The sequence below is a fragment of the Micromonospora sp. S4605 genome (assembly GCF_003176715.1).
Classification (GTDB): Bacteria; Actinomycetota; Actinomycetes; order Mycobacteriales; family Micromonosporaceae; genus Micromonospora; species Micromonospora echinaurantiaca.
This window is the reverse complement of record NZ_QGSW01000277.1, coordinates 20,643-29,669: the sequence shown is the minus strand read 5'-3', so window position 1 is coordinate 29,669 and position 9,027 is coordinate 20,643. Positions and strand designations below refer to the sequence as shown.

The following is a 9,027-nucleotide window of genomic DNA, read 5'->3' as shown; positions in this document are numbered from 1 at the left end:
CGGGCGGGCGGGGCGCGGGCGGGCGCGACGGGACCGGAATCGACTCACGGGCTGCACTCTGCGCCCTGCGGGCGACGGCACGCAAGCCCGCAGCCCGGGCCGGCCCAAGTGGTCGGGCGGTTCGTCTGCACGGGCCCCGGGGCGCCCGGGCCCGCGCTGCCGGGCGGCACCACCGCCGGGAGGCCGGTGGGCTCAGCTGGCCCGGTTGGCCGGCCCGAGGGCGGTGCTGTGCAGGATGCGCTGGCGGTCGGGGCCGTCGGCGACGCTGACCAGGAAGCAGCCGGTGCCCGGGCGGAGCAGCGCCGGGACGTCCAGCAGGGCGGCGCCGCGGATCAGCACGGCGGCGAGTTCCCGGTCGGTCAGCCGTACGCCGAGGATGTGCCGGCGGACGTGCCGTCCGCCGGCCAGCAGGGCGGCCCGCCAGGCCGCCGCGGCCAGCCGCGGCCGCCACACCCGGCGCGGCATCGAGGCGCCGGGGAACGGCCCGCCGAGCAGTTCCCGCCGCCCCTGCCGCCAGCCGGCCTCCAGTAGCCGGGCGTACGCCGGCCGGTGTTCCGGGGGCACCGAGAGCCGGTGCAGTTCGTAGCGGCGGCGCAGCCCGCCGACGGCCAGCTCGTGCTCCACCGGGACGTCGAGGCGGGCGAGCAGCTGCCGCATCCGCTGGGCGGCCTCCTCCCGGTTGAACTCCACCGTGCCGTTGCGGTGCGGCGGGGGCGGCTGCCGGTGCCCGGCCGGTGGGGGCATGCAGCGCAGCAGGCAGGCGGCCTCGAACGCGTCGGCCAGGGTCAGCCAGTCCAGCGGCGGCGGCGTCGCCGGCAGCCGGGGGCGGTCGAGCAGGATCGGTTCCAACAGGGGCGCTCCTCGTGGGGCGTCGGGTCCCCTTACCGTGACCCGTGGACCGCCCCCGCGGTACCGATCCGCCCCAGCCTTGAGGAAATCTTGCGGCTGCCCTACAGCTCGGTGACCACCACGTCGACCACCCGTGGCCGTCCGGTGGCCGTGGGCTGCTCCAGCACCGGGTACTTCAGGTCGCGCAGCGCCGTCACCAACCCGTCGGCGGTCCGCGGCCGGGCGCCGGCGAGCAGCAGGTCACGGACCAGCCGGCCCTTGGTCGCCTTGTTGAAGTGGCTCACCACGGACCGGACGGGCACCCCGTCGACGTCGCGTTCGTGCAGCACCCGGACGGTCACCGTGCGCTCGGCCAGCTCGCCGCGGGGCGTCCAGGTCGCCGCGTACGCGCCGGAACGCAGGTCGAGTACCGGCCCGTCGCCGGCCGCCTCGGTCATCGCCGGCGCCAGCGCCCGCCGCCACCACGCCGCCAGCGCGCCGACGCCGGGCAGCTTCACCCCGATCGGGCAGCGGTAGGGCGGGATCCGGTCGGTGAGCCGGACCGCGCCCCACAGACCCGAGCTGACCAGCACCGACCGGCGGGCCGCGCGCAGCGCCGCTGGGGGCAGCGACGCCAGGTCGAGCGCCTCGTAGAGCACCCCGGTGTAGATCCGGCCGGCGGGCGCCGTGGCGGCCTCCCGCAGCCGGGCGTTGCGCCGCAGCTCGCCGGCCTGCCCGGGGCTGAGCCCGAGCGTGGCCCGCGCCGTCTCCGGGTCGCCGGTGGCGAGGGTGACCAGGGCCGCCAGCACCTCCTCCCGGGCCGGGGTCAGCCCCGGCAGGGAGAGCCGGGTCAGGTCCAGCCGGCGGCCGGTGCCGGCGTCGGCCTTCCCCTCCGAGGGTGGCAGCAGGACGAGCATCGGTGACTCCTCGATCGTGCCGGCGGTCGGGCCGGCCCGGTCAGCGTACGGGGCGGGCCTACCGCCACGGCCGCACCGGCTCCGCCGGGTGGTACACGCGATACCCGCCCGCCTCGGTGATCAGCGCGGCGTCGGCCCGGTCGCCGAGCAGCCGGCGCAGCCGCCGCTCCAGGGTCGAGCCGGCCTCGACCACGTAGCCGGGCCGGTCGGCCCGCCCCACCCGGTCCCAGTACGCCGGCACCCGGTTCTGCCCCGGGGTGAGGTGGCCGTCGAGCACCCCGCAGACCACCTCCTCGGCGGTGTTGAAGACCAGCCGGTTGCAGGTCCAGTAGTCGGCGTACACCTCGCGCAGGCCGCTGCCGCGCACCGCGGCGGCCAGGTCGCGGGCCTGCCGCTCCTCGGTCCGCGACGCCGCCGTGCCGACGGCGGCGAAGAGCACGGTGACCACGAGCGTGGTGGCGGCCAGCGCGGCCAGCGCGGCGGTGGCGAGCGCGCCGGTCAGCCGGCCGGCCACCCCGACCGTGCCCCGCCAGCAGGCGACCGCCGCCAGCCAGAGCGGCCAGAGCACCGCCGGCAGCGACAGCTGGAGCACCGACAGGTAGCGCGCGTTGCCCAGCGGGTCGGTGGCGGCCTGCGGGCTGCGCAGGTACGACGCCAGGGTGGCGGCGGCGCCGACGACCAGCGCGAGCTGCACCACCGGGCCGACCCGCCGGCCGCGCGGGCCGCCGCGGCGGTACGCGACCACCGCCACCGCCGCGGCGGCCACCAGCAGCACCGGGTAAAGCAGCCCGAACCACTCCTGCCAGCGGGCGCAGCCGTCGACCGGGCAGAGCCCGCCGGCCAGCGGCACCCCCTCCAGCAGCCCGCCGCGCAGCCGCTCGGACCACGGCGGTACGGCCCCGGTTCCGGCGCTGATCTCGCGGAACACCGACACCGAGTCCTCGCCGGGCGGAGCGACCAGGTTGTCCCGGACCATCGGCGCCACGCCGAGCCCGAAGCCGACCAGCAGCAGTCCGCCGGCCCAGCCGAGCAGCTCCCGCCGGAGCACCCAGAGCAGGGCCAGCCCGGCGGCCGCCAGGTACGGCACGATCAGCCAGTCCGACCAGACGGCCACCCCGGCGAGCAGGCCGAACAGCCCGACGGCCAGCCGGCGGTGGCGGAGCGTACGCCGCGCGAGCCCCACCACGATCAGCAGCATCAGCAGCACCGCCGCCTTCACCTCGGGCCGGCCGCCGACCACGGTGACCTGGTCGCGGATCACCCGCTCCGAGCCGAGCGCCAGCAGGCCGACGACGAAGGTGGCGAACCACGGCGAGCCGATCCGCCGGGTGAGCCGGTGGATCAGCCACAGGAAGAGCGCGTAGAGCGCCAGCAGCGGCAGCCGTAGCACCGGCCAGCTCGGGCCGGCCAGCGCCACCAGCGGCGCGGCCAGGTAGGACTCCAGCATCCCCATGTAGCGCTGCCCGTACAGGAAGACCGGGCGGTCCCGGCCTTCGGCGATGTGCAGCGCGGCCAGCCCGAAGGTCGCCTCGTCGCTGTTGGAGACGGGCACGGTCTGCAGCGTCAGGACGAGCCGGTAGCCGACCCCGACCAGGCCGAACAGCAGCGCGACGAGCGCCGGCCGGTCGAGCTGCGGGCGCCGACGCTCCCGGTTGCGCACTGGTTGCGACACGACCAACGCCCCCGTCGTCGTCCCGACCGGAGTGTTTCACGTACGGCCGGCCGGGCGCGGCGGATCGGCGGAGCCGGCGCCGGGCGGTGCGGTCGTCTCGCGTGGCCGGCCTGGCCGGGGTGTGGCAGGGTGGCAAACGTGCCACCCACTCCCGCCGGCCAGCTGGCCGTACCGCACCTGCACCGGGCCGCGCGGATCGAGGACGCCATCCACCAGCTGGTCGAGCGCCGGCTGCGGCGCACCGGCTGGCGGATCAACATCATCGCGTACACCGGCTACGGCGCGCCGGGTTGGGTGCGGGTGATGTGCCGGGTGCTGCTGGGCCGGCCGGACACCCGCCAGCGGGCCCGGCTGGAGAAGGTGCGCGGCTGGCGCAGCTTCACCACCCTGCCCGCCAAGCACGTGACGGTGACCATCGAGGCGGGTGGGGTGCGGCACGAGGCGCAGGCCGACCGCAGCGGCTTCATCGACACCGTGGTGTCGGCCGACCTGCCGCCCGGCTGGGGGTCGGTGCGGCTGAGCATGCCGGACGCCGAGCCGGCGGAGGCGCCGGTACGCATCCTCGACCCGGACGTCCGGTTCGGTGTCATCTCCGACATCGACGACACGGTCATGGTCACCGCGCTGCCCCGCCCGCTGCTCGCCGCGTGGAACACGTTCGTCCTGGACGAGCACGCCCGCACCGCGGTGCCCGGCATGGCGGTGCTCTACGAGCGGCTGGTCACCGCGCACCCGGGAGCGCCGGTCTTCTACCTCTCCACCGGCGCGTGGAACGTCGCGCCGACGCTGACCCGGTTCCTGTCCCGGCACCTCTACCCGGCCGGGCCGCTGCTGCTCACCGACTGGGGCCCGACGGCCGACCGGTGGTTCCGCAGTGGCCGCGAGCACAAGCGGGTCACCCTGGCCCGGCTGGCCAAGGAGTTTCCCGACGTGCGGTGGCTGCTGGTCGGCGACGACGGCCAGCACGACCAGGAGATCTACCGCGAGTTCGTGGTCGCCCACCCGGAGAACGTGGCCGGGGTGGCGATCCGTCGGCTCTCGCCGACCCAGGCGGTGCTGGCCGGTACTTTGCCGGCTCCGGCCGGGCCCTCGTCGCAGGGGCCGGTGGGGCAGAAGTGGCTCTCCGCGCCGGACGGCGCCGGGCTGTGGAAGCTGCTGCGCGAGGCGGGCCTGGTCTGACGGACGTCCGAGCCGGTGCTCGCCGCCCGGCGGTGACCTGCCGGGGCCTGCGGTCGCGCCGCGGCGGGACGGCGGCGTGGTGACGCAGGGCGACCGACCTGGACAGCACTTCCCTTTCCAGCCTGATACCTCAGAGGCATATTGATGACTCTGAGGTATCAGGCTTGAGGGGCATCGTCGGCAGCCGCGGCGCGAGCCGGGAGGCCCGCCCCGGTCAAGCCGGTCGCAGCCAGAGCACGCCCAGCGGGGGCACCTGGAGCGCGGCGGAGGCCGGCATCGCGTGCCAGGGCACGTCCTCGGCGTGCACCGCGCCCAGGTTGCCCACCCCCGAGCCGCCGTAGTGGTCCGCGTCGGTGTTGAGCACCTCCGCCCAGGTGCCGCCGGACGGCAGCCCGACCCGGTAGTCGCGCAGCGGCAGGGCGGAGAAGTTCGCCACGCAGACCAGCGTGGAGCCGTCCGGGGCGATCCGGACGAACGACACGGTGTTGTTGGCGACGTCGTCACCGGCGATCCAGCGGAAGCCGGCCGGCTCCGTGTCCTGCGCCCAGAGCGCCGGGGTGTCCCGGTAGACCGTGTTCAGGTCGCCGACCAGCCGCTGCACCCCGGCCCGCGCCGGGTCGTGCAGCAGGTACCAGTCCAGTCCGCGCTCCTCGCTCCACTCCCGGTCGTCGGCCAGCTCGCAGCCCATGAAGAGCAGTTGCTTGCCCGGGTGCGCCCACATGTACGCCAGCAGCGCCCGCAGGTTGGCCAGCCGCTGCCAGGTGTCGCCGGGCATCTTCCCGGCCAGCGAGCCCTTGCCGTGCACCACCTCGTCGTGGCTGATCGGCAGCACGTAGTTCTCGCTCCACGCGTACGCCAGCGAGAAGGTGAGCTGGTGATGGTGGTGCTGCCGGTAGATCGGGTCCTTCGAGGTGTAGAGCAGGGTGTCGTGCATCCAGCCCATGTTCCACTTGAACCCGAAGCCGAGCCCGCCGTCGGCGGTCGACCGGGTCACGCCCGGCCAGGCCGTCGACTCCTCGGCGACCATCACCACCCCGGGGTGGTGCTTGTAGACGGTGGCGTTGACCTCCTGGAGGAACGCGATCGCCTCCAGGTTCTCCCGGCCGCCGTGCACGTTCGGCGTCCACTGCCCCTCCTGGCGGGAGTAGTCCAGGTAGAGCATCGAGGCGACCGCGTCCACCCGCAGCCCGTCGACGTGGAACTCCGTCAACCAGTAGAGCGCGTTGGCGACCAGGAAGTTGCGCACCTCCCGGCGGCCGAAGTCGAAGACGTACGTGCCCCAGTCGGGGTGCTCGCCCCGCCGCGGGTCGGGGTGCTCGTAGAGCGGGGTGCCGTCGAAGCGGGCCAGCGCCCACTCGTCCTTGGGGAAGTGCGCCGGCACCCAGTCCAGGATCACCCCGATCCCGGCGCCGTGCAGCCGATCCACCAGGTAGCGGAAGTCGTCCGGGTCGCCGAATCGGGAGGTCGGGGCGTAGTAGCCGGTGACCTGGTAGCCCCACGAGCCACCGAACGGGTGCTCCATCACCGGCAGGAACTCCACGTGGGTGAAACCCAGCTCGGTGACGTACGCGGTCAGCTCGTCGGCCAGTTCCCGGTAGCCCAGGCCGGGCCGCCAGGAGCCCAGGTGCACCTCGTAGACGCTCATCGGCTCCTGGTGCGGCCGGCGGGCGGCCCGCCGCTCCAGCCAGGCGGCGTCGGACCACTCGTAGCGGGAATGGTGCACCACCGACGCGGTGGCCGGCGGCACCTCCGCGTACGCGGCGAACGGGTCGGCCTTGTCCCGCCACTGCCCGTCGGCGCCGTGCACCCGGTACTTGTACCGGGCGCCGACCCGGACGCCGGGCACGAACACCTCCCACACCCCGCTGGCGCCGAGCGAGCGCATCGGCCAGCCGTCGTCCGGGGCCCAGCCGGTGAAGTCGCCGACCACCCGCACCCCGCGTGCGTTCGGCGCCCAGACCGTGAAGGCGACCCCCTCGTCGAAGACGCGGGCGCCGAGCGCCTCCCAAAGCCGCTCGTGCCGGCCCTCGCCGATCAGGTGCAGGTCCAGCTCGCCCAGCGTGGGCGGGTAGCGGTAGGGGTCGTCGTGGACGCTGCCGTCGACCTCCAGCCGGTAGTCGAGCACGGTGCCCGGCACCGCCGCCTCGAAGACGCCCGCGTCGTGCACCCGCTTCATCGGGTGCCGCTCCTCGCCGACCAGGACGGCCACGTCGCCGGCGCCCCGGCGCAGGGTGCGGATGGTGGTCCGGCCGTCGGCGGGGTGCGCGCCGAGCACGGCGTGCGGGTCGTGCGTCGCGCCGGTGATCAGCTGCTCCATCGGGCGTCGTCCTCCTGCGCGGGTGCGGTGGGGGCGGTGCCGCCCGACAGGTCGGCGGGCACGTCGGCGACGGTCAGCTCGGCCGGGGCCGCCACCGCCGGGGGTGGGGTGTCGGGAGCGGTCGGGCGGCGCACGGTCAGCACGTGCGCGGGTTGCAGGTACGGGTCGAGACGGACCGCGTTGCGCTGGCCCCACTCGTACCGGGCGCCGGTCAGCTCGTCGTGCACGGTGAACCGCTCGTGCCAGTCGAAGCCGAGCGCGGGCAGGTCCAGGGTGGTGTTGCCCCACTGCACCTCGCCCGGGTCGAACGAGCAGACCACGATGACCGCGTTGCCGGTGTCCGGGTCGTGCTTGGACCAGCAGAGCAGCGCCGGGTTGTCGATGTCGTGGAAGACCAGGTTGCGCAGCCGGTGCAGGGCCGGGTTGTCCCGCCGGACCCGGTTGAGGGTGGCGATGAACGGGGCCAGCGAGCGGCCCTGCGCCTGCGCGCCGGCCCAGTCCCGCGGGCGCAGCTCGTACTTCTCGTTGTCCAGGTATTCCTCGGCGCCGGGGCGGGCTTCGTGCTCGAAGAGCTCGTAGCCGGCGTACATGCCCCAGGAAGGGGAGAGCAGGGCGGCCAGCACCGCCCGGATCTTGAACATCGGCGGGCCGCCGTGCTGCAGCGACTCGTGCAGGATGTCCGGTGTGTTCGGCCAGAAGTTCGGTCGCATGTAGTCGGCCGCCGCGACCAGCTCCGCGCAGTACGCCCGCATCTCGGCCGCCGAGGTGCGCCAGGTGAAGTAGGTGTACGACTGGGTGAAGCCGATCTTGCCGAGCCCGTGCATGATCGCCGGCCGGGTGAACGCCTCGGCGAGGAAGAGCACGTCCGGGTCGACCTGCTTGACCTGCCAGATCAGCCAGTGCCAGAAGTCGAACGGCTTGGTGTGCGGGTTGTCCACCCGGAAGATCCGGATCCCCTCGCCGACCCAGTGCAGCACCACCCGCAGGATCTCCGCGCGGATCCCCTCCGGGTCGTTGTCGAAGTTCAGCGGGTAGATGTCCTGGTACTTCTTCGGCGGGTTCTCCGCGTACGCGATGGTGCCGTCGGCCCGGGTGGTGAACCACTCCGGGTGCTCGGCCACCCAGGGGTGGTCCGGCGCGCACTGCAACGCCAGGTCCATCGCCACCTCCAGGCCCTGCTCGGCGGCGGCGGCGATGAAGTCCCGGAAGTCCTCGGCCGTACCCAGGTCGGGGTGGATGGCGTCGTGCCCGCCCTCCTCGGCGCCGATCGCCCAGGGCGAGCCGACGTCGTCCGGCCCGGCGGTGAGCGAGTTGTTGCGGCCCTTGCGGTTGATCCGGCCGATCGGGTGGATCGGCGGCAGGTAGAGCACGTCGAAGCCCATCGCGGCGACGCCGGGCAGGCGTTCGGTGGCGGTGGCGAAGGTGCCGGAGCGGGCCGGCGCGTCGACGGTGGCCGGGATCGCCCCCTCCGAGCGGGGGAAGAACTCGTACCAGGCGGAGAAGAGGGCGCGCTCCCGGTCCACCCAGAGTTGGTGCTCCTCCCCGGTGGTGACCAGTTCGCGCACCGGGTGCTCCCAGAGCAGCCCGGCCAGGTCGAGGGCGGGGACGACCCGCCGGGGCAGGTCGACCTCGTCGTCGCGCAGCGCCTCCGCCGCCGCGCGGACCCGGTCCCGGTCGGCGGCCGGCACCAGCTTCAGCGCCGCCGTCAGCACCCGGGCCCCCTCGGCCAGGTCGTTGGCCAGCTCGGCCGCGCCCTGACCGGCGGCGATCTTCTTGCTGACCGCGTTCTGCCAGGTGAGGTACGGATCCTGGAACGCCTGGACGGCGAAGGTCCAGGTGCCGACCGTGTCCGGGTGGATGGTGGCGTGCCAGCGGTCCTGGCCGGGCTCGCCCGGGCGCATCCGGGTGAACGGGCGTGGCTGCCCGTCGGGGCCACGCCAGACCACGTTGCAGCCGAGCGCGTCGTGGCCCTCGCGGTAGGCCCGCGCCGCGACCGGCACCGCCTCGCCGACCACGGCCTTGGCCGGGTAGCGACCGCACGAGACGACGGGGGAGACGTCTTCGATCGGGAACCGTCCAGTCACCCCGCCAACCTACTGCGCGTGATCCGTTCC

At 74.6% G+C, this 9,027-nt stretch carries 6 protein-coding genes; 1 reads left to right on the top strand and 5 read right to left on the bottom strand.

From position 1 onward, the window contains the following. Positions 1–192: 192 nt before the first annotated feature. From DLJ47_RS24885 to DLJ47_RS24875, 3 genes are all read right to left on the bottom strand, one after another. Positions 193–852: a hypothetical protein gene (locus DLJ47_RS24885; protein WP_199235997.1), complete on the bottom strand. Its 660-nt coding sequence runs from the start codon at positions 850–852 to the stop codon at positions 193–195. 98 nt (positions 853–950) lie between these two features. Further along, the gene (gene yaaA / locus DLJ47_RS24880; RefSeq protein WP_109903304.1) at positions 951–1,745 is read right to left on the bottom strand and encodes a peroxide stress protein YaaA; all 795 of its coding nucleotides are present in this window, start codon (positions 1,743–1,745) and stop codon (positions 951–953) included. 58 nt (positions 1,746–1,803) lie between these two features. Further along, positions 1,804–3,417 carry a hypothetical protein gene (locus tag DLJ47_RS24875; RefSeq protein WP_109903302.1) on the bottom strand — a complete coding sequence of 538 codons (1,614 nt, stop codon included), beginning with the start codon at positions 3,415–3,417 and terminating at the stop codon, positions 1,804–1,806. 138 nt (positions 3,418–3,555) lie between these two features. On the opposite strand from DLJ47_RS24875, the gene DLJ47_RS24870 reads away from it, so the two are divergent. Then, positions 3,556–4,596, top strand: coding sequence for an App1 family protein (locus tag DLJ47_RS24870; RefSeq protein WP_109903300.1), 1,041 nt, complete (start codon positions 3,556–3,558; stop codon positions 4,594–4,596). A gap of 214 nt (positions 4,597–4,810) precedes the next feature. On the opposite strand, the gene glgB is transcribed toward DLJ47_RS24870, so the two are convergent. Beyond that, positions 4,811–6,913 carry a 1,4-alpha-glucan branching protein GlgB gene (glgB, locus tag DLJ47_RS24865; protein WP_109903298.1) on the bottom strand — a complete coding sequence of 701 codons (2,103 nt, stop codon included), beginning with the start codon at positions 6,911–6,913 and terminating at the stop codon, positions 4,811–4,813. Next, entirely contained in the window at positions 6,901–8,997 is a 2,097-nt protein-coding gene (locus DLJ47_RS24860) for an alpha-1,4-glucan--maltose-1-phosphate maltosyltransferase (protein WP_109903296.1), read from the bottom strand. The genes glgB and DLJ47_RS24860 overlap by 13 nt, the downstream gene beginning before the upstream one ends. Positions 8,998–9,027 lie beyond the last annotated feature (30 nt).

Coding starts and splice junctions, on each gene's coding strand:
- yaaA (WP_109903304.1), bottom strand. CDS start 1,745: ATGCTCGTCCTGCTGCCACCCTCGGAGGGGAAGGCCGACGCCGGCACC.
- glgB (WP_109903298.1), bottom strand. CDS start 6,913: ATGGAGCAGCTGATCACCGGCGCGACGCACGACCCGCACGCCGTGCTC.